The following is an 18,279-nucleotide window of genomic DNA, read 5'->3' as shown; positions in this document are numbered from 1 at the left end:
CTACTCGTCAACAACGCGATAGCAAAGATGATTGACTTCTTTGCCCATGGCGTTCCACTGTAGTTCGAAATCCGTTTTGAGGTCGCGGATGTCGTCAATGCCCTCCGTTGACGGCTGATAGAACGGCACTGCAGCAAGCAATTGCAGCCAGTCGTCGTAATAAGGCCGGTGATCGGTTGACAGGTGTAGTATGGCCCCCGGTTTGAGGATGCGCCGCAACCGACAGAGAAATTCCGTGCAGACCAGCCGACGCACCTGATGCCGCGCTTTGGGCCACGGGTCCGGGCACAACAGATGCAATCGGTCCACGGACGCCGGCGGCAGCTGGAAAGACACCAGCTGGCCGCTCTCCGCTCGCAGCAGCGACAGGTTGTCCAACCCGAGTTTTTCGCGTTTGGCTTCCAGGCGCCGCAGTCGCCCGAACATCACGTCGCTGCCTAGAACGACGCGTTCGGGGTAGCGCTGAGCCAACGCGAGGGTAAAGCGGCCCTTGCCGCAGCCCATGTCCAACTCCACCCGCGCCGCAGCGGGCACGGGGTGGAGGTGGTAGGTGTTGGTCAGGACGTGGATCATGACAACGCGGACACTAATTCCTGGATGCGAGTCATGGCGATCTCAATTTCCTCCAGCGATGTCGCATAGGAACAACGGACAAAGCCCTCGCCGCAGCTGCCAAAGGCCGTTCCCGGCACAACCGCGACATGTTTTTCCTGCAGGAGGCGCTTGGCAAACGTCGCCGAATCCAGCCCGGTACTGCTGATGCGGGGAAAGACGTAGAAAGCGCCACGCGGCATAAAGCACGGCAGGCCGATTTCATTCAGGCGTTTGACGATGACATTGCGGCGCTGTTCGTATTCCCGGCGCATATCTTCCCGCGGCCCTTGCCCATTCTGCAAAGCCTCAATGGCGGCGGCCTGGGCGATGCTCGACGCGCAGAGCATGGAATACTGGTGAATCTTCATCATCGCTTCGATGAGATCAACCGGCCCGCATGCGTAACCAATGCGGAAGCCCGTCATGGCGAAGGCCTTGCTGAAGCCGTTGAGCGTCACCGTGCGCTCCTTCATCCCCGGCAGCGACGCGATGGACGGCGTCCGGGGGATGTAACTGAGCTCTTCGTAAATCTCGTCACTGAGCACCAGCAGGTCGTGACGAATGGCAAAATCCGCCATGAGCTGCTTGTCCGCCAGCGTCATGCCGGCACCAGTGGGGTTGTTGGGGTAGTTCAACAGCAGCACCTTGCTGCGCGGGGTCACCGCCTTTTCCAGGTCCTCGACCTGCAGTACGAAATCGTTTTCCTCGCGAGTCAGCACCGGCACCGGCACGGCGTGGGTCATGCGCACGCTGGGCGCATAGGACACATAGCAGGGCTCGTGGTACAACACTTCGTCGCCAGGACTGAGTACGGCCCGCAAAACGATATCCAGCGCCTCGCTGACGCCAACGGTGACGATGCACTCATTCTCTGGCTTGTATTCAAGACCGAAATTCTCGGCGCTATACTTGCAGATGGCCTTGCGCAGGCGTGGATCGCCCAAATTCGACGTGTAGCTGGTGTAGCCGTGATTGATGGCGTAAATGCAGGCCTCGCGAATATGCCACGGAGTGACGAAATCCGGCTCGCCAATGCCCAGCGAGATCACGTCGTCCATCGTCTTGACCAGCTCGAAAAAATCACGTATCCCGCTGCGTGGGAGGCCCGCAATGTGCGGCGCCACCCACTGCTTAGGGGACAATTTTGAGTCGCTCATAATGCTCATCCTTACTTATTTGCACGCCGGCTTCCTTGTACTTCTTCAGCAAGAAGTAGGTCGCCGTCGATTTTACGCCCGGTTGCGAAGCCAATTTACTCGACACGAAAGACGCAACGTCCTGCATGGACTGCCCAACGACTTCCAGGCGGAGGTCGTAGTGACCCGACACCAGATAGACCGAGTGCACTTCGGGAAATTTCCCCAAGCGTTCGGCGATGGTATCGAAGCCGGTATCACGTTCAGGCTGCACGCCAACTTCAATGATGGCGCGCACTTCGCCATTTTCGGCTTCCTGGTTGATAATGGCGGCGTAGCCCATGATCACGCGGTCCTTCTCCAACTCGCGGATGAGCGCGGCGATCTTTTCGGCGGAGCTGTTCAGTCTGTCCGCAAGTTCCTTTTCAGGTATGCGAGCATTCCGCCGCAGCAGGGCCACGATTTCCTTTTTCAACGCATCGTCGTTCATGATCTGTCCTCTGTGTTACGCATGCGGTCCGCATGCTTGGCGTCGCCTGAGCATGCATCGCCGCTTATTTCGTCGGTATCTTCAACACCTGCCCTACCCGGATGACATCGCTTTTGAGCCCATTGGCCTCGCGGATGCTCTCAATAGACACGCCGGCCAAAGACGATATGCCGCTGAGCGTGTCGCCCTTCTGCACCACGAGCTCTTTGTACTTGCCGGAATAGGCCGACGGCGCCGACGGCTTGGCTGCCGCCGCAGCACTTTTTTCGACACGGACAATTTCAGCGGCCATGGCCTTGCCGACGGCCTGTATTTCCTGGCTGCGGCTGGCCCGTTCCTGTTCCAGAGCGGCATTGAGGGCATCGAAACGCTGACGCCATTCGCGGTCGAGGGCCTCAAAGCGATTGTCAGTAGCTGTAAGCAGATTCTGCAGTTCTTTGACGCGTTCGTCGCGATTCTGAATCTCCTGTTCGAGACCCATGATCCGCGCCAGCAGCATCTTCTGGTCTTCCTGGAGGACCCGCATGTCGGCCTGCATGGCGGCGACGTCGCGCTGGATTCGGGTTGCGTCATTGACCACAACCGTCGGGCGACCAGCCTGGGCGTAGAGCCGACCCGTGGTCGCAGCGCCGGCCAGACTGACGCTCTGTGTGGCAAGAAATGCCGCCAGGCTGGCGACGGGTAGGACGTAATATGTAAAAATGCCCATGGCGGCACCTCCGTTGGTACATGGTTCCGCGGCGATAATTGCCCTGCAGCATTGCAAGAGCCATAAAAGATCTTACTTTATCGGTCAAACGCTAAAAAATCCACAAGGGCCGCCGTTGTGCTGGCGATTTTCCGAGCCAACGGGCGGCTTTTCTGTTCACGTGACTTCACCCATCATCCATAGGGCTGCCACCATGCCCACTGCCGCCCACGGCCCCCGCAATCACGACAGTGTTTTGAGCCAGTCGCTCGCCGACGTCACGGCCATGCTCAACGACTCTGCCCCTGGGGGGACAAAAACCTCAGAACAGCCCGTCAGCAAACTCGCGCAGCACCTGCTGCTGGCGATACACCGACACCGCGCCAGCATGGACTGGCTCATCACTGAGTTCAGCCAGGGCCGCGTCCGTCCACGCACCCGCCGCGTCCTGTGGTGGGCTATGGCCGAAATTCTGTGGTCGGACGGCGTCGCCGCGCCAGTCGTCGCCGATGTCGCGACCGCCTATGTCAAAAAACGCCATGCGGCCGCCGAAGCCGGTTTCGTCAACGCCTTTCTACGCCAGCTCTGCGCGCGGCAGGCCGAGGCGGGCCGCGATGGCCTGACCGCCGGCGCGCCCGCCTGGGTACAGCTGGAACTGCCCGAAACGCTTTGGAAGCGCTGGCGTCGGCAATTCACGCCAGACGATCTGTCAGCCATGGCAGCCGTGCTGCAACAGCCTGCGCCCACGGTATTTCGGCGCCGCCGCTGGCCAGAAATCGCCCTACCCGAGGCCACCGCTGCACTGCTGCAGCCGTTGCCGCCTCTGCCCTGGGCGCCCGACCAAGAGCTCTTCGTGCTGAAGAGTGCCGACGGCGTGCCGCTGTCGCAGATCATGGGCCGCGGCACACCCTTTTACATCCAGGACCCATCGACCCTGCTGGCGCCGTCGCTGCTGGCGCCCAGCCCCGGCGAACAGGTCGCCGATCTCTGCTGCGCGCCGGGCGGCAAATCCCTGCTGCTGGCCGAAGCCCTGCGCGGCCAAGGCCACCTTCATTGCTTCGACCGCGCGGAAGCAAAGCTGCCCCGCGTGCGGGAAAACCTCGCCGGCTTCACCAACGTCAGCTTCGCCGCCGCCGATGCGAGCAGCCCGGTGCTGCCGGCAGCGACCATTGATGCACTCATGCTCGACGTTCCCTGCAGCAACAGCGGCGTCATCCGCCGCCGGCCCGATGTGCGCTGGGCTTTCAGCGAGGCGTCCCTGCGGGAACTGTCGGCGCTGCAGGCGCAGATTCTCCACGCCGGCGTAGTGCTACTCAAGCCCGGCGGCCGCGTCGTTTACAGCACCTGCAGCATCGAAAAAGAGGAAAACCACGACCAGATCCGGGCCTTTCTGGACTCGCATTCTGACTTCGTCCTGCTCGCCGAACGCCAGCTCCTGCCCACGGCAAGCCACGACGGCGCCTACGCCGCCCTCCTCCGGCGCTCCTGACGTTGATTTCAGCAACAAGGCGGTTATTTTTTGAGGCCGTTCTGAGGAAAAAAGCAATTCATAACCCGGGGAGTTCATCCGATGTACGCCAAGATGCTTTGTTGTGCCATGCTGTTAGGCTGTTCCGCTTTGCTGGCCGAGGAGTTTCTCCTGCGCATTGTCCTGGTCAATTCTCACACCGAAGACGTCTGGCTCGGCTGTAAGGCCGGCGCATCAAAGAAATACGACCGCGGCGAGGATATTTTTGCGCCCCCGCCCGGCATGCAGACCGGCATGGTCACCATGCCCTCGCCCGGCGGCAAACTGCCCACCCTCTACAAGGACGTCCGTGCGCCGGAACTGCCACAGTCCTGGGAACTCAACTGCCAGCCTTTCACCGGCAAGCCCATCGAGCTAAGCTGGGATACCGCTGACCTGCCAGCAGGCATGGCGCTGACCATGGTCTATCGCGGCAAAACGCTCGACATGCGAGAAACCACCACGCTGAGCATCGCCCAGTCCACCACCGTCGTCGTCACCGCCAACACCAAAGCCCCCGCAGAAGCCGCCGCGCCAACCGGCAACGCTGAAAAGAATCAATAATGGCGGCTTGAGAACATGTGAAGGCGCCATCACTCTTCGCTATTGAGCCCTTCAGGCCGTCCTTGCCACCCATAAACGTCGCATATCGTGCGTCCCTCACTACGACCTTACGACCACCATCATCGAGAGAATCATGAAAGAACAGGCAGTCATCTTCGGGGCCGGCAACATCGGCCGGGGCTTTATCGGCCAGCTGTTTTCCGAATCGGGCTACGAGGTCATTTTTGTGGACGTCGACCAGGACTTGATCGCCGCCCTCAATCGCGACCACCGCTACCACCTGCAGACCGTGAGCAACACCGGCGTGGAAGACTACCACATCGGGCCGGTGTCGGCCGTGAATGGCGCGAATAGCGCGGCCGTCGCCCAGGCCATTGCCGGCGCGAGCATCGCCGCGACGGCGGTCGGCGCCAACGCGCTGCGCTTTGTCGCCCCGAATCTCGCTGCCGGCCTGGCTCTGCGCTCAGCAGCCAACGCCGGACCGCTCAACATCATCGTCTGCGAGAATCTCCACGGCGCCGCGCAGCACCTGCGGGACTTGACGGCAGCGCGCAGCAGCGAGCCGGCTGCGCGCGACTATCTTGCAAACAGCGTGGGCTTCGTGGACACAGTCATCGGCCGTATGGTCCCGGCCCCCACGCCGGACATGCGCGCGGCGGACGTCAGTTTCATCAAGGTCGAGCCCTACAAGGAACTGCCGGTGGACCGCAGCGGCTTCGTCGGCACCATTCCGACCATCAGCGCCATGCACGCGGAAGACAACTTCGGCATCTACACCGCCCGCAAACTCTACGTCCACAACTGCGGCCACGCACTGCTGGCCTACGTGGGCTATCAGCGCGGCTACACCTTCAGCTATGAAGCCATGGCTGACGACGAAATCCGCGCTTTCATGCTCGCCGGCCTGCGCGAAAGCGTCGACGGCATTTGCGCCGAGTTCGGCGCCGATCCCGCCTGGCTCTACAGCCACGTCGACGACCTCCTGCTGCGTTTCGCCAACCGCCAGCTCGGCGACACGCTCTACCGCCTGGGACGCGACCCGCTGCGCAAACTGGCCGCCGAGGACCGCCTCACCGGCGCGGCCAATCTCGCCTGCGCCGCCGGCCTGCGCCCGCGGCATCTCGCCTGGGGCATCGCCGCCGCCCTCCTCTTCGCACCCACCGACGACAATAGCGCCCAGGAACTCCAACGGCAACTGCGCGAACAAGGCGTGGCCGCAACCATCGCCACCGTCGCCGGCATCGCCCCGGAAAACGCCCTCAGCGCGCTGGTGCAGGAGGCCTATGCCGTCCTGCGCGCGACGCCCACCGCCCTGCCCAAAGTCTGACCGCACAGGCGCTAAAGCAGCCACGGATTTCCAGGGAGCACGCAGCAACATGATCATCGGCATTGATATCGGCGGCACCAAATGCGCGGTGGTCGCCGCGGACGACCAGGGCAATATGGGCCGGGTCATACGTTTTCCGACCACGAACGTCCACGACACGCTGGCGGCGATCTTCGCCGCCGTGCACGATCTCCGGCCGGACGGCCAGCAGACCTTCGGCATCGCCTGCGGCGGCCCCCTCGACGCCAAAGCCGGCGTGGTCCTCTCGCCGCCCAATCTGCCCGATTGGGACCGCATCGCCATCTGCCAGCTACTCCAAGAGCGCTTCGGCGGCCGCGCCTACCTGATGAATGACGCCAACGCCTGCGCGCTGGCCGAATGGCAGTTCGGCGCCGGCAAAGGCACACGCAATATGGCCTTCCTCACCCACGGCACCGGCATGGGCGGCGGACTCATCCTCAACGGCGCGCTTTACGAAGGCAGCTCGGGCGACGCCGGCGAACTCGGCCACGTCCGGCTCGCCGAAAACGGCCCCGTGGGCTATCACAAAGCCGGGTCCTTCGAGGGCTTCTGCAGCGGCGGCGGCATCGCCCAACTCGCCGCCGGGCGGCTCCCCGGCATGGACAAGCCCAGCGCCAAGGACGTCGCCGAAGCCGCCGACCGCGGCGTGCCCGAGGCCCTCACGATCATGACCGAAAGCGGCCGCTACCTGGGCCGCGCCCTGGCAATCCTCATTGACATCATCAATCCCGAAGTGATTGCCCTGGGCAGCATCTACACCCGCTCCGGACATCTACTCGAACAGGCCATGCGCGCCGAACTCGCACGCGAAGCCCTCCCCAGTGCCCTGGCCGTGTGCCGCATCGTCCCCGCCGCCCTCGGCGAAAACACCGGCTGCATGTCCGCCATCGCCGTCGCCGCCTACCGCGCCAAGGAACGCTAGTCGCCAGCAAGGTCCGACAAGCAATTCACGCTCGTAAGCGCAACAGCCTGCAACCGCTAAACGAGTGAATTACCTACATGCTATTGCCTGGCAAAATCTTCCAGTTTACTGATCCAGGCGGCGAAGTGTGGGCACTCAGCCCGCAGCCGTTCCAGACCAATACGCTTGGCCACCAGTGGGCCATGCAGGGCCTTCCGATACGCCCGGAACAAAGAGACAATGCGCTTTGACGGCCAATTGACCTCGTCGATATCTTCCGGCGTCGGGTAGCTCTCCCGGATGGCCTGGAATTGTGCCTGTTTGCTCATGTCAGTCATGGCCTTGGGCAATTCGTCGGGCGATGCAAAAAGCAGCGCTTCAAACTCGTGGAACGCCAGATAGGGCAGGAAACGTGGATCGGCAAAATGCGCCGCGATAGCTTGCTCAATCTGTGCGACGTGAGCACCGGCCTTGTCTGCCGGTCGAGTCGCCATGCCAGGAAAATCTACCGGCAGGCCATCGTAATCAAGACATGTCGTCACCAACGCATCCCCAGCGCCTTGAAGCAACCGCCGGACATCATTGGCGAACTTCTTGAAAGTGGTCACGCCTCCCCGGAAGTCGGCGCCGTCCTTGACCGTCTTCGTCACCAGCAGAGTAGGGGTCAGACTAAGGTTCAGCGTCCAAAAATGTTCCTGAAGAACGTCTTTGACAAAGCGTTCCTCGGTATAGCCCTCAACCAGTACCAGCGCCCTTTTCATTACGGTCGCGCTCCCAGCAGGTTTTTCTCCCACATATCCCCCAGACCATAGCCTTCAGCTCCGGCAAAAGATTCCAGCCAGGTCGTTAAGTCGCTCTTGGCAAGACGTTGGAAGACGGTTTCACCGTTTTTGCGTTCGGTGGTCCACACCTGTTCCGGCGCCAGATGATTAACCAGCGTCACGGACTGCGTCGCCACTAGCAGCTGGGTGCGCATGGACGCCGCAATCAGCAAGTCAGCCAACACTCCAATTGCCGCCGGATGCAGCCCCAGTTCCGGCTCATCAAGCAGGATGATGGCCGGAAGGTCCGGTTGCAACAACAGTGTGGCCAAACACAGGAAGCGCAGTGAACCATCCGACAAGGCAACGCCGTTGAAATAGGAATCACTGCCCTTTTCACGCCACTCAAGCCGGATTTTGTCGGGATTGATCTTGGCTGGGGCGAGATTGAAGCCATCGAAGTACGGCGCAATCTGCCTAAAGACATCCTGGATGTTGCGGAAATGCTCCGGGTGGGCCTGTTGCAATCCGTACAGGAACGCCGCCAGATTGCCCGCGTCCGGACGCAGAAAGCGGTTGTCGTGGACCTCCGCCGGCCCTCGCAGCGCCGCCGTGGCGCCGGTGTCGTGAAAATGATAGACTCGATAGCTCTCCAAGTCTGTTCGGATAATCTGCGCTATCTTCTCTTCACTGGTAGCCAGACGGGCTTCGCGGCTGGCGCCACCAAGCTCTACCGTGCGCGGGCCATTCTTGGGCTGGTGGTCGTAGACGTACGCCGTTTCGTGATCAACGGCCAGCGTATTCTCGTCAGTAGGAATGAGAGCAAGGCGATAGCCGTTGCGACGGCCCTTCTCGCCAAACTCCACGGCAACCCTCATCGCTGGCGACACTTTGCGGCCACGGTACAACAACGCATCGGCGCCCCGTTCAAGCGAATAACGCGCCAGATTCTGCAGACGAATCTCCCGCAGAAAACGGAAAACCTGCATGAGATTGGACTTGCCAGCACCGTTGGCGCCGATGAGTACATTCAGGTCGCCCAATTCCAGCGTTTGCTGACGGATTGATTTGAAGTTCTCAATCTGTAGCTTCTCCAATTTCCTCATTGGTCACACTCCTTGGCGAACCTGCGGCCATCCCGGCACCCGGTTGCTTGATCGGCATCATCCTCCAGCTCGACCACAATACCAGCACTGGCCAAGAACCTGCTGTTCCCAAAAACATTGTGGCAGCAACTCCAGCAGGACGTGATGGAAGACGCACAGAGCCTTAATCTAGTTCGTAACAAGTCTTTTCGCCTACACGTCGTGGTGGATCAGCAGCCAGAGGAAGAATGGCCCGCCGACCAGCGAGGTGATGACGCCGACAGGGATTTCCACGGGCGCGACGACGCTGCGACCGAAGGTATCGCAGATCACCAGGAAGGCGCCGCCGAAGAGCACGCTGGCGGGCGCCAGCACGCGGTGGTTGGCCCCGAACAGCAGCCGGCAGATGTGGGGACAGACCATGCCGACAAAGCCAATCGGGCCGCAGATCGCCACCACACCGCCAACCAGCAGCGACACGCAGAAGAAAAACAGCAGCTTGCTGCGCTCGCGGTTCACGCCACGGCTGGCTGCGAAATCCTCGCCGACGGCCAGCAGGTTGAGCGCCTCGACCTGGCTGATGACCACGGCCGTGGTCACCAGGCACAGCGCGGCCATGGCGCCGAGCGTGGGATAGTCCACCGCGTCCAGGCCGCCCATCAACCAGCGCATGACCCGGAACATGTCGTTGGCATCGCCCAAATACTGCACGAAAAGGATGAGGCTGGAAAAGAAGGCGCTGACGGCCACGCCGGCCAGCAGCATGACCGCCGTGGAGCTGTTGCCGCGCAGGCGCGTCAGGCCATAGACCAAGGCGATGGCGCACAACGCGCCCAGGAAAGCCGCTGTGCTCATGCCGGAAACGCCGATGATGCCCACGCTGACCCCGAAACGGACGTAGATCGCCACGCCCAAAGACGCGCCGCCGGATACCCCGAGCGTAAAGGGCGTCGCCAGTACATTGCGGAACAGGCCTTGGAAACACATGCCGCTCAGAGACAGTGCCGCACCGGCAATGAACGCAGTAAGCACGCGCGGCACCCGCATCTGCCAGAAGATGCGGTGCTCCAGGGGCAGACCGCCGTCGGCAAACACCGCCCGCAGCGGTATCGTGCGGATACCGGCAAACGGCGCCAGCACCAGCACCACCAGCACCAGGGCCGCCAGCGCACCGTAAAGCAGCCAGGGAGAAACGCGAGGGCGGCTCATGCGAGGCTCCCTTCCCCGGCGCCAGCCCGGCCAGCGCCGGCCCGCCGGAGCTGGATGCCGCCGGCGTCGGCAAGCGTCAGCACCACGTCCGCCCCCACCGGCAGGCTGATGCTGGGAAAGACATGGCCGAAGGGCAAGCCACAGGCCACCGGACCGTCGATCTCGGAGGCGACTTCGCGCAGAATATCGGGGATGTAGTCACGGTCGTCGGCCTGACTGAACTGGCCGAAGAGCAGCCCCCGCAGGCGCCGCAGGTAGCCCGCCGAGCGTAGCTGCGTGAGATAGCGGTCAATGCGGTAAGCAGCCTCACCAATGTCCTCAAGGACCAAGATGGGATTATCAACCCGCGTGGGAAAATGCGCTGTGCCCAACAGCGAATTGAGCAGCGAGAGATTGGTGGGCAGCAGCTGCCCGCACGCCATGCCCGGCTTGAGTATCTCCACGCCGCTGGTCGCCCAAGCCGGCAGGAGTTCCTCACGGCCGTTCATGCAGTCAAGCAGTGACGACCAGACCTGGTCCAGCGACCGGCCCTGCTCGGGCGTGCTCAATTCGCGGCCGAATTCACTGCAGAGCATCGGGCCGTGGATATGCCCGCGACAGCCGTGTTGAAGCGCGGCCAGATGCAAGGCGCAGACGTCGCTGTAGCCGATGACGGGCTTGCGATTGCGGCGCAGGCGCTCCCAGTCCATGGCGTCCAGCAGCCTGGCGGCGCCAAAACCGCCGCGGACGGCCATGCAGGCGTCGCAGTCGTCCCGCGTCAATGCGGCATAAAAGCTCGCCAGGCGCTCGTGGTCGTCACCCGCCAAATAGCGGCGGGGCGTTGTCGGCACGGGTGCAAGGACGGTCACCCCGAAATCCCGCAGGCGCGCCTGGCCGCGCTCGGCGCGCACAGGGTCTGGCGCGCCCGACAACGCAAATAATCCGAGTCTTTTTATTGCGCACGGCGCGGGATGTTCTGCCAAGGGGACCATGAAGCGCGGCTCCGAGGTGATCAGCTGCAAGACGAAAAGCTATAAACGTAACCCGGCAGCGGTCTTTTTCCACGCCCCAAAGCAGCAAACGCCGCATTCCGAGTAATGTCTCACCCATTGACACTCGTTGTCCCTGCGGCCTTTTTGATCGCCCAGCCGCAAACCATCTGACACTCGTTGTCCCTGCGGCCTTTTTGATCGCCCAGCCGCAAACCATCAGACTGATCGGCCAAGTTCGGCCCGAAGGGCCGTACCATGCACAGCCCCGGGTGAGGCGCCCGGAGGGCGCCGCAACCCGGGGTCTGAAAGCAACTTGGATTTGCGCCCGGAGGGCGCCACATTGGCCCGGCACGTCTTCTCCCGCCGCGCCGGAGGGGGGCATGTCGGTCACCCATTGATAATTGAGCCGTAGAGCAACCGGGAGCCCTAGGCGCGCTCGTCTTTCGGCCGTGGGGCGGGCTTTCAGCCCGCCTGGAGTTTGGCTTTTTGCGGCACGGGAAAACCTTCCGGCTCTGGTCGGTTTTGAGCCGGAACGGAGAAAAACTGGCTTGGCTTTGGTGCGCCGTAGGCGCACTACTATGCTTAACCCCAGGCTTCAGCCTGGGGTGGACAACCATCAAAAGACAGTGCCTCGTAGAGGCACTACAGTTTTGGCGTCCACGTCGCCTATCGCTGCAGTTTTCGTTCATGGGGAGAGAGAGAAAATGGCTGATAACAAGCCGTTTTTTCGATGTCCCAAGATGGGGTTCCAACTATACTGCCAGTTGGTACTGCCAGCGCAGTCGGTAGATCAAAAAGAACATTTTTCAGAGTCCTTGGCGAAAGTCAGGCAAAGTGGTGCCTCTACGAGGCACGGATTCCGGGAGTGAGCCATTTCCCCAGGCTAAAGCCTGGGGTTAAGCATGGTTAAGCGCCTACGGCGCAATGTCGAGTTTTGCCAAACTCCAAGCGGACTTTCAGCCCGCGCCGTCGCATGAGGCCGAGGAACCATGTAACGTTTTCCCCGTTTTGTGCCTTGCGACCTTCGCAGTGTTTTTTAGGTCGCCCTTTCAGGGCTCCTTTCGGATAGGACTCTTACCCAGGGCGACGCGCCCTGCGGGCGCTTGCCCTGGGCTATCTTAGGCCGCGCCTTTGGCGTTGAAAACAAAAGGCCGCCGGGACGGCGGCGCTCCCAAGCATCCCAGACGTCGGCCAATCGGTCCCTTGAGTCCAAAGCGTCATTCCCCACGGTCCCGAAAGTCCCCACGGTCCAATCCATGAGACCATGCCTTATGACCTGGATTCCCGGGAAATATAACTATGCCTCCGGGGCGGGGGTGGCGGTCGCCGTCTCCGGCTTGTAGGTCTTGGACGGCTTGCCATCGGGGGCCAGGATGCCGAAGGCCTCATAGATTTGCCGTTGTCTTTCAGTGATTTCGCTGTATCGTGCGCGTTGCCCCTGATAGTCGAAACGCTCAATGACGTCGAGTTCATCCAGCAGGCTCTGGATGGAATAGTTGCGGTACAGATTCCTGCTTTTCATGACCTTGTGGATGTAGGAGATGTAGATCAGAGCGACAAATTCCACGAACAGCTTACCTTCGAGGTTTTCAACCGAACTGACCAGCGTACGGTTGAAATCCAGGCGGTTCTTCAGATTGTTGAAGGTCTTTTCCACCAGGTCCTTGTTCCGGTAGCACTCCAGAGCCTTGTCTCCTTCTTTCACGTCATTGGACAACAGCACGAAGTAGCCAAAATCGTTCGTGTGCTGCTTGATAGCCTCATCATTGTACTCGACTCGAGTTCCCTTGACTGGTGTGGTTTTGATGGTCAGCAGCCGTTGCGCCCTCTTCAGCTGCGCGTCCGTGGCTTTGCCACTTTGCACGGCGGTCTTGAGTTCCGTCAGATCGTGGTTGAACTGGGCCCTTTCCGCTGCCGCGCGCTGTTCATTATAGTACACGTGGACGTACATGCGGCGCTTTCCCCGTTCTTCACCGCCATTACGCATGCTCCAGGCATAGTCCCAGTTGATCATGGTGCTGATGCAATAGACATCGTCAGCCTCAATATAGTTGGCGTAGTGAACCAGCCTGTCCCTAACCGCTTTCACGCTGCTGCAGGCCAGGGTCGTGTCCGGGTGCAGGCCGCCGATGAATTTGTAGTGTGCGTGATACAGGGCGTTGACATTCCTCGCGCTGAAGAAGCCCATATCCCAGACCAGTTTCACCTTGGCGAACTCAAGAAACGCCGCGTCGGCAATCATGTTTTCCATGGTGCTGATGTCGCTGATGTTACCCGGCAGCAAGCGGTAGTACACGGGGAGTCCCGACTCCTCCCCAAACACCATGGCCAGATTGATCTGCGGCAGGCGCTCGCCGTCCTTGTTGTGGCCGTACTTGACCTGCTTGATCAGTTCGGAATACGACGAGATGCTGGTCGTGTCATAGGCAAGGTATTCCCGTTCCAGGCGGCGCTTCGCCTGCAGGCGGAAGAAGTCCAGCTTGGCTTCCTCGGTGATACTCCCGAACAGTCGACTGATGCCCTGTGATCCCAAGGCATGGGTGAGGCGATGCCAGTGGGAGAGCATCCAGCGCGGAAAACGATAGACGGCGCTTTCTCCCTCCTGTACCAGAAAGTAGGCCAAGGAGATGATCTGATCTTTCATGGAGGGGAAGCTCTGGGCGATATCCTCCTCCACGCCAGTCACTTTGCCGATATGATCCAACAGGTAGCCGGCGCCGTAAAAACGCCGCTCAGCCGATTTGACCGCATCCACAGCCGACAATGCTTGGCCGGCCAAGTAGGACTTGCTGGGAATGAAAGCGCCTTGCTCGTCCAGACGGCCAATGTATGTGCGCCGATGACGGCATTGTTTTTTATCCGTGTCCCAGTAAGGGTAGTCCTCATAGACCCGCGGAACGCCATTGATCACCTGAACCCGCCGTTTCGGCGCTGCGCCTTCAGAATCTGCCATGGTCTTGCCTCCGTGAACCAGTGATAAGCAACAACAAGATGAAACTAGTTATATAGTATAACAATGAATAGCAAAAAACAAGCCGGGCAAGAGCCCGGCAGACGTTTTTTTCAGCTCAAAATGAAAGGCGCGAGGCGCGCCTTGTTATATTTCCCGGGAATCCAGGTTATGAGTCGTGAGTCCTCGCCCCAGTGCAGCGCCAACCAGTCCCCACGGTCCCAGGCGTCCATCCTGTCCACCCTTGCCCCCGCCGTAGCCTCGCGCGGCCAGGGTTTTGTGCCTGCCGGCGCGGCTTAGTTCGCGTTGGCGCCGGTTTGTTCGCGTGCCATCGCTTCGTATTTCTTGATCTTTGCGCTGAGCTCGCCGCTGTTTTTGAGCTCGGTGATGACCTCGTTAACCGCGCTGAGCAGCTCGGGATTGCTCGGCGCCACGGCCACGCCGTATTGCTCGGAGAGCATGGCGCCGCTTTGTGAAAACAACGGCGTGGCGCTGAGGGCGGCGTGGCCGGCGGTGAGCTGCAGGGCCACCGTGTCGTCTACAACCACGGCATCCAGCTCGCCGTTGAGGACTTTCGCCACGGCCTCGGCCGGATCGGCCAGCGCCAGCAGCTGACAACCGGTCTTGCGCAGCGGCCCGTCCGCGATCGCTTTAGCGATGATCTCTTCGCCGGTGCTGCCGGCCTGGGCGCCGACCGTTTTGCCGCCGAGGTCTTCCAGCACCTTGATGTTCTCAGTGCTGGGGATGATCAGGTACTGCATGGCGTCAATGTAGGGCAGCGAAAATGACGCCTGTTTGAGACGCTCGTCGTTGATAGTCAGGCCGGCCAGCACCATATCGGCCTCACCGGCAGCCAGCGCCGGCAGCAGCTCGTCAAAGGGCCTGATGCTCACGGTCAATTCCACGCCGAGGTGGCGGGCGATCCGGCGCGCAATGTCAATATCGACGCCAATGAGATCGCCGTCGGCAGCGTAAAACTCATAGGGCGGAAACGGCGCGTTGGTCAGCATCAGCAGCTGGCCGCTGGCCTTGATGTCGTCAAGGCCGCGCTGCGGCGCTTTTTTGCAGGAGCCACCGAGGACGACCGCAATGACAAGGGCAAAGACACACAAGGGGCGAATGACCGGACATTTCATGGGCATACTCATAGCGTGGGATTACTGCAATCAAGCGGCACTTCGTGCCAGGCTGCTTGCTGGCTGCCTGAACTGCCGGAAGTATATCACCGCGCAGGCCATAAAACAACACCGCCGGCCATGCGCCAGAGGCATGCTCTGGCGCATGGCCGGCGGTGTGACAACAGCTGAGAACAATCCCTTACTTCTTGTACCAGAATTCGCCGTCCGCGGCATCCTTGTTGACGGGTATGTTGCTGAATTTCATGGTCGCGGCGTGGCCGTCGCAGAAGACGGCGTTCATGGCGCTCATGGAGTTATGCCTGACGGTGCCGGTGTTCTGCACGATAACTGACCGCTGATCGCAATGGGGATCGGGATAGCTGCCGCCACGGCGGTCAATGTCCATCACGCACATGCGACTGGAGGGATTGCCAAATTTCAACAAACCCAAATCTTTGCCCCAGTAGTCACTGCCGCCGGCAGTATTCAGACCGTAGTGCCGGCTGTCAGTCGTGACGCTGTAAGGGAAGGACGTCGGACACGCGTATGGGTCTATGGGCAGGCGACCACCGCTGACCGTAGTCAAATAGCGTTCGTTGCCATAGGTCGCACCCGGATGGCTGTATTTCATCAAGGCGTCCTGCCATTTGCCACTCCACTGCGCAGTAACATTGTAGGCATTGAAATTCTGGTTGGATTTGGGGTACGTGTCGTTGTGATCGTCGGCATAGAGGCTCATAAAGAGCCCGATTTGCTTGAGGTTATTGACGCAGCTGATGGTCCGCGCCTTGTCACGCGCCTTCGCCAACGCCGGCAGCAGCATGGCCGCCAAGATGGCGATGATCGCAATGACTACCAGCAATTCAATCAGAGTAAAGCGGATAAGTCGGTTCTTCATGATGGGGTCACTCTCTCGTCTGTTGGGTTTTAGAGATACTCGCAACCTGTTGCGTATTCGAGGGCCACCTATGGATAGATCCTGTGTAAACCGCATTATACCAATTGTCCAAGAACGAATCCAAACTAAAACTGCGAAAATCTGCCCTGCTCAGTTGACAAAATACCGACATTGTGCCAGAGAACGCCGGCAAACCCGCTGATATTTACGCTGGGATCGTTTTTCCACGTCGTAGCCACGCCCATTGCATAGCTCTCTGCCAAGCAACGCCGTGCCACAGTAGCTTTTCCCTTCATTGCGCCGAGCGGCGGCGGGGGGTATCTTAAGGAAGACCATGGCGACGGCAGGCACGCCCTGAGTCGTGCCCGAAAGCGGCACCAAAGAGCAGCGACAACGACCTGCTGTGAAATCAACCAGGGGCGGCGATGCGGTGATACGTCCTCTGCACATTATACTTGGTTTTCTAATGACGGGAGTGTGTGCCGTGAGTAATTCTATGACTGGTGGAAATTCGGCGGCCGTACGGCCGGCGGCGGTGGCGGGCTCGTTCTATCCCGGCAAGGCCGATGCCTTGCGCAAGGAAGTCCAGCGCCTACTGGATGGTGCCGGCGACATCCACCCAGGCGGGAAAGTCCTGGGCGCCATGGCACCACATGCGGGTTACGTGTATTCAGCGCGCTTTTCGGCACCGGTCTTCAAGGCACTGGGCGCATGTGAGATCGACACCGTGGTCATCATCGGCCACGACCTGGGTGCCAACGCCCCAGGCATTCTCGCAGTGCTCAGCGATGTCGACGCCTACGAAACGCCGCTCGGACAAGTGCCCGTGGATGTCGCCATGGTCAAGGCCCTGCGGGACGTGCCGGGCATCATGATCCACAACGGCATCCACGCCCGCGAGCACAGCATCGAAGTCCAGTTGCCCTTTTTGCAGGTGGTCAAGCCCGGCGTCAAAATCGTTCCGGCATTCATGGGCGAGGTGTCGGTCGAGAACTGCCGCCGCTTTGTCGAGGCACTGGAGAAAGCCGCTGGCGGGAGCCGGCTCTTCATCCTCGCCAGCACCGACTTATCGCATTACCCCGCCTATGACGACGCCATCGCGCTGGACAAGACGACCATGGCGCTGGTCAGCGCCATGGACCTGCAGGGACTCTGCGACTGCCAGACCGGCAAGGGCGTCGATGCACCCAACACCCAGACCGCTATCTGCGCCGCCGGCGGCGTCATCACCGCACTGACTTTCGCCCAAAAACACGGCGCTAACGAGGTGAAAATTCTCGCCCGCGGCAATTCCGGCGACGCGCGTGGCGGCGACCTCGCCAGCGTGGTCGGCTACGCGTCGGCAATCTTTGTCGATACGCGCACAACCAACGCCGGAAAACAGTCCGCCGGCGACGCCGCCGCCGCCGCCGCCAAGGCGACGCCAAACGCAACGCCAGCGGCCGGGCCCGCGCCGGAGTTCGCCTTGAGCGCGGCGGCGCAGGCCGAGCTGCTGAGCTTGGCGCGCAACCGCATCAGCGCCGAGACCCGCCGCGAGACTTGGGCTTATCGGCCGCCGGTGGCGTTGACAGAGTTGCAGGAGCCGGCAGCGGTCTTCGTCACGCTGACCAAAGACGGCCAGCTCCGCGGCTGCATCGGCACGACCATGGCTCGCGAGCCCCTCTGGGCCGCCGTGGAAGACGCCGCCTGCGCCGCGGCCTTTGAAGACAACCGCTTTACGCCCGTGCAGGAGGACGAACTGAAGCGGCTCCGCGTGGAGATATCGGTGCTGTCGCCCATGCAGCCAGTGGCTTCCGCCGACGCCGTGCAGCCGTTCAAGCACGGCGTGCTGATCCGCGCGGGCTATCACAGCGGCTTGTTCCTGCCACAGGTGTGGGAACAACTGCCAGACAAAGAGCAGTTCCTCAGCGTCCTCTGCGAACACAAGGCCGGCCTCCCCGGCAACGCCTGGCGCCGCCAGGACGTCAAACTCTTCATCTTCACCGTCTTCGCCTTCCACGAACAACAGTGATGTGACGCATATCCTTTTTCATCCGTGGATGGCACTGGGTTTATGTCT

Annotated in this window: 16 protein-coding genes; 5 read left to right on the top strand and 11 right to left on the bottom strand. The window is 61.0% G+C overall.

Annotated elements, in window-relative coordinates:
* The 4 genes from trmB to J3R75_RS16675 form a co-directional block, all read right to left on the bottom strand.
* A complete protein-coding gene (gene trmB / locus J3R75_RS16690) occupies positions 1-573 on the bottom strand; it encodes a tRNA (guanine(46)-N(7))-methyltransferase TrmB (protein WP_307263966.1) in 573 nt (190 codons plus the stop codon).
* On the bottom strand, positions 570-1,751 hold the full coding sequence (locus J3R75_RS16685) for a pyridoxal phosphate-dependent aminotransferase (protein ID WP_307263964.1): 1,182 nt from the start codon (positions 1,749-1,751) through the stop codon (positions 570-572). Before J3R75_RS16685 ends, trmB begins: the two co-directional genes overlap by 4 nt.
* Positions 1,726-2,220 carry an Lrp/AsnC family transcriptional regulator gene (locus tag J3R75_RS16680; protein ID WP_307263962.1) on the bottom strand — a complete coding sequence of 165 codons (495 nt, stop codon included), beginning with the start codon at positions 2,218-2,220 and terminating at the stop codon, positions 1,726-1,728. Before J3R75_RS16680 ends, J3R75_RS16685 begins: the two co-directional genes overlap by 26 nt.
* Positions 2,221-2,284: 64 nt before the next feature.
* Positions 2,285-2,929, bottom strand: a complete 645-nt coding sequence (locus J3R75_RS16675) for a LysM peptidoglycan-binding domain-containing protein (protein WP_307263960.1) — start codon at positions 2,927-2,929, stop codon at positions 2,285-2,287.
* Positions 2,930-3,122: 193 nt separating this feature from the next.
* On the opposite strand from J3R75_RS16675, the gene J3R75_RS16670 reads away from it, so the two are divergent.
* The 4 genes from J3R75_RS16670 to J3R75_RS16655 all read left to right on the top strand — a co-directional run bounded on the left by J3R75_RS16670 (position 3,123) and on the right by J3R75_RS16655 (position 7,249).
* On the top strand, positions 3,123-4,397 hold the full coding sequence (locus J3R75_RS16670; RefSeq protein ID WP_307263957.1) for an RsmB/NOP family class I SAM-dependent RNA methyltransferase: 1,275 nt from the start codon (positions 3,123-3,125) through the stop codon (positions 4,395-4,397).
* Between the two features lie 81 nt (positions 4,398-4,478).
* Positions 4,479-4,979: a hypothetical protein gene (locus tag J3R75_RS16665; protein WP_307263955.1), complete on the top strand. Its 501-nt coding sequence runs from the start codon at positions 4,479-4,481 to the stop codon at positions 4,977-4,979.
* Between the two features lie 133 nt (positions 4,980-5,112).
* Complete coding sequence (locus J3R75_RS16660; RefSeq protein WP_307263953.1) at positions 5,113-6,306, top strand: mannitol dehydrogenase family protein; 1,194 nt, start codon at positions 5,113-5,115, stop codon at positions 6,304-6,306.
* A gap of 49 nt (positions 6,307-6,355) precedes the next feature.
* Positions 6,356-7,249 (top strand): ROK family protein, encoded by an 894-nt coding sequence (locus J3R75_RS16655; protein WP_307263950.1) that lies wholly within the window; start codon positions 6,356-6,358, stop codon positions 7,247-7,249.
* An 80-nt stretch (positions 7,250-7,329) separates the two neighbouring features.
* On the opposite strand, the gene J3R75_RS16650 is transcribed toward J3R75_RS16655, so the two are convergent.
* From J3R75_RS16650 to J3R75_RS16620, 7 genes are all read right to left on the bottom strand, one after another.
* A complete protein-coding gene (locus J3R75_RS16650; protein ID WP_307263947.1) occupies positions 7,330-7,989 on the bottom strand; it encodes a DUF4276 family protein in 660 nt (219 codons plus the stop codon).
* The gene (locus J3R75_RS16645) at positions 7,989-9,095 is read right to left on the bottom strand and encodes an AAA family ATPase (RefSeq protein WP_307263944.1); all 1,107 of its coding nucleotides are present in this window, start codon (positions 9,093-9,095) and stop codon (positions 7,989-7,991) included. The genes J3R75_RS16650 and J3R75_RS16645 overlap by 1 nt, the downstream gene beginning before the upstream one ends.
* A gap of 192 nt (positions 9,096-9,287) precedes the next feature.
* Positions 9,288-10,283, bottom strand: coding sequence for a FecCD family ABC transporter permease (locus tag J3R75_RS16640; RefSeq protein WP_307263940.1), 996 nt, complete (start codon positions 10,281-10,283; stop codon positions 9,288-9,290).
* Complete coding sequence (locus J3R75_RS16635; RefSeq protein WP_307263937.1) at positions 10,280-11,254, bottom strand: S66 peptidase family protein; 975 nt, start codon at positions 11,252-11,254, stop codon at positions 10,280-10,282. Before J3R75_RS16635 ends, J3R75_RS16640 begins: the two co-directional genes overlap by 4 nt.
* Before the next feature lie 1,297 nt (positions 11,255-12,551).
* Positions 12,552-14,207 carry an IS1634 family transposase gene (locus J3R75_RS16630; protein ID WP_307260783.1) on the bottom strand — a complete coding sequence of 552 codons (1,656 nt, stop codon included), beginning with the start codon at positions 14,205-14,207 and terminating at the stop codon, positions 12,552-12,554.
* A gap of 293 nt (positions 14,208-14,500) precedes the next feature.
* Entirely contained in the window at positions 14,501-15,340 is an 840-nt protein-coding gene (locus tag J3R75_RS16625) for an ABC transporter substrate-binding protein (RefSeq protein WP_307263934.1), read from the bottom strand.
* Between the two features lie 181 nt (positions 15,341-15,521).
* The gene (locus tag J3R75_RS16620) at positions 15,522-16,220 is read right to left on the bottom strand and encodes a DUF1559 family PulG-like putative transporter (RefSeq protein ID WP_307263931.1); all 699 of its coding nucleotides are present in this window, start codon (positions 16,218-16,220) and stop codon (positions 15,522-15,524) included.
* Between the two features lie 484 nt (positions 16,221-16,704).
* On the opposite strand from J3R75_RS16620, the gene amrB reads away from it, so the two are divergent.
* The gene (gene amrB, locus J3R75_RS16615) at positions 16,705-18,231 is read left to right on the top strand and encodes an AmmeMemoRadiSam system protein B (protein WP_307263928.1); all 1,527 of its coding nucleotides are present in this window, start codon (positions 16,705-16,707) and stop codon (positions 18,229-18,231) included.
* The last annotated feature ends 48 nt before the right edge of the window (positions 18,232-18,279 follow it).

Source organism: Oligosphaera ethanolica, from assembly GCF_030814695.1.
Taxonomy (GTDB): Bacteria; Verrucomicrobiota; Lentisphaeria; order Oligosphaerales; family Oligosphaeraceae; genus Oligosphaera; species Oligosphaera ethanolica.
Note: the sequence above shows the minus strand (reverse complement) of the source record. Positions and strands in the feature narration are given on the sequence as shown.

What these genes read in the sequence shown, in the direction of transcription:
- J3R75_RS16625 (WP_307263934.1), bottom strand. Translation starts at nt 15,340, where the DNA reads ATGAAATGTCCGGTCATTCGCCCCTTGTGTGTCTTTGCCCTTGTCATT.
- J3R75_RS16645 (WP_307263944.1), bottom strand. Translation starts at nt 9,095, where the DNA reads ATGAGGAAATTGGAGAAGCTACAGATTGAGAACTTCAAATCAATCCGT.
- J3R75_RS16680 (WP_307263962.1), bottom strand. Translation starts at nt 2,220, where the DNA reads ATGAACGACGATGCGTTGAAAAAGGAAATCGTGGCCCTGCTGCGGCGG.
- J3R75_RS16620 (WP_307263931.1), bottom strand. Translation starts at nt 16,220, where the DNA reads ATGAAGAACCGACTTATCCGCTTTACTCTGATTGAATTGCTGGTAGTC.
- J3R75_RS16650 (WP_307263947.1), bottom strand. Translation starts at nt 7,989, where the DNA reads ATGAAAAGGGCGCTGGTACTGGTTGAGGGCTATACCGAGGAACGCTTT.
- J3R75_RS16675 (WP_307263960.1), bottom strand. Translation starts at nt 2,929, where the DNA reads ATGGGCATTTTTACATATTACGTCCTACCCGTCGCCAGCCTGGCGGCA.
- J3R75_RS16655 (WP_307263950.1), top strand. Translation starts at nt 6,356, where the DNA reads ATGATCATCGGCATTGATATCGGCGGCACCAAATGCGCGGTGGTCGCC.
- J3R75_RS16685 (WP_307263964.1), bottom strand. Translation starts at nt 1,751, where the DNA reads ATGAGCGACTCAAAATTGTCCCCTAAGCAGTGGGTGGCGCCGCACATT.
- J3R75_RS16665 (WP_307263955.1), top strand. Translation starts at nt 4,479, where the DNA reads ATGTACGCCAAGATGCTTTGTTGTGCCATGCTGTTAGGCTGTTCCGCT.
- trmB (WP_307263966.1), bottom strand. Translation starts at nt 573, where the DNA reads ATGATCCACGTCCTGACCAACACCTACCACCTCCACCCCGTGCCCGCT.
- J3R75_RS16630 (WP_307260783.1), bottom strand. Translation starts at nt 14,207, where the DNA reads ATGGCAGATTCTGAAGGCGCAGCGCCGAAACGGCGGGTTCAGGTGATC.
- J3R75_RS16640 (WP_307263940.1), bottom strand. Translation starts at nt 10,283, where the DNA reads ATGAGCCGCCCTCGCGTTTCTCCCTGGCTGCTTTACGGTGCGCTGGCG.
- J3R75_RS16635 (WP_307263937.1), bottom strand. Translation starts at nt 11,254, where the DNA reads ATGGTCCCCTTGGCAGAACATCCCGCGCCGTGCGCAATAAAAAGACTC.
- J3R75_RS16660 (WP_307263953.1), top strand. Translation starts at nt 5,113, where the DNA reads ATGAAAGAACAGGCAGTCATCTTCGGGGCCGGCAACATCGGCCGGGGC.
- J3R75_RS16670 (WP_307263957.1), top strand. Translation starts at nt 3,123, where the DNA reads ATGCCCACTGCCGCCCACGGCCCCCGCAATCACGACAGTGTTTTGAGC.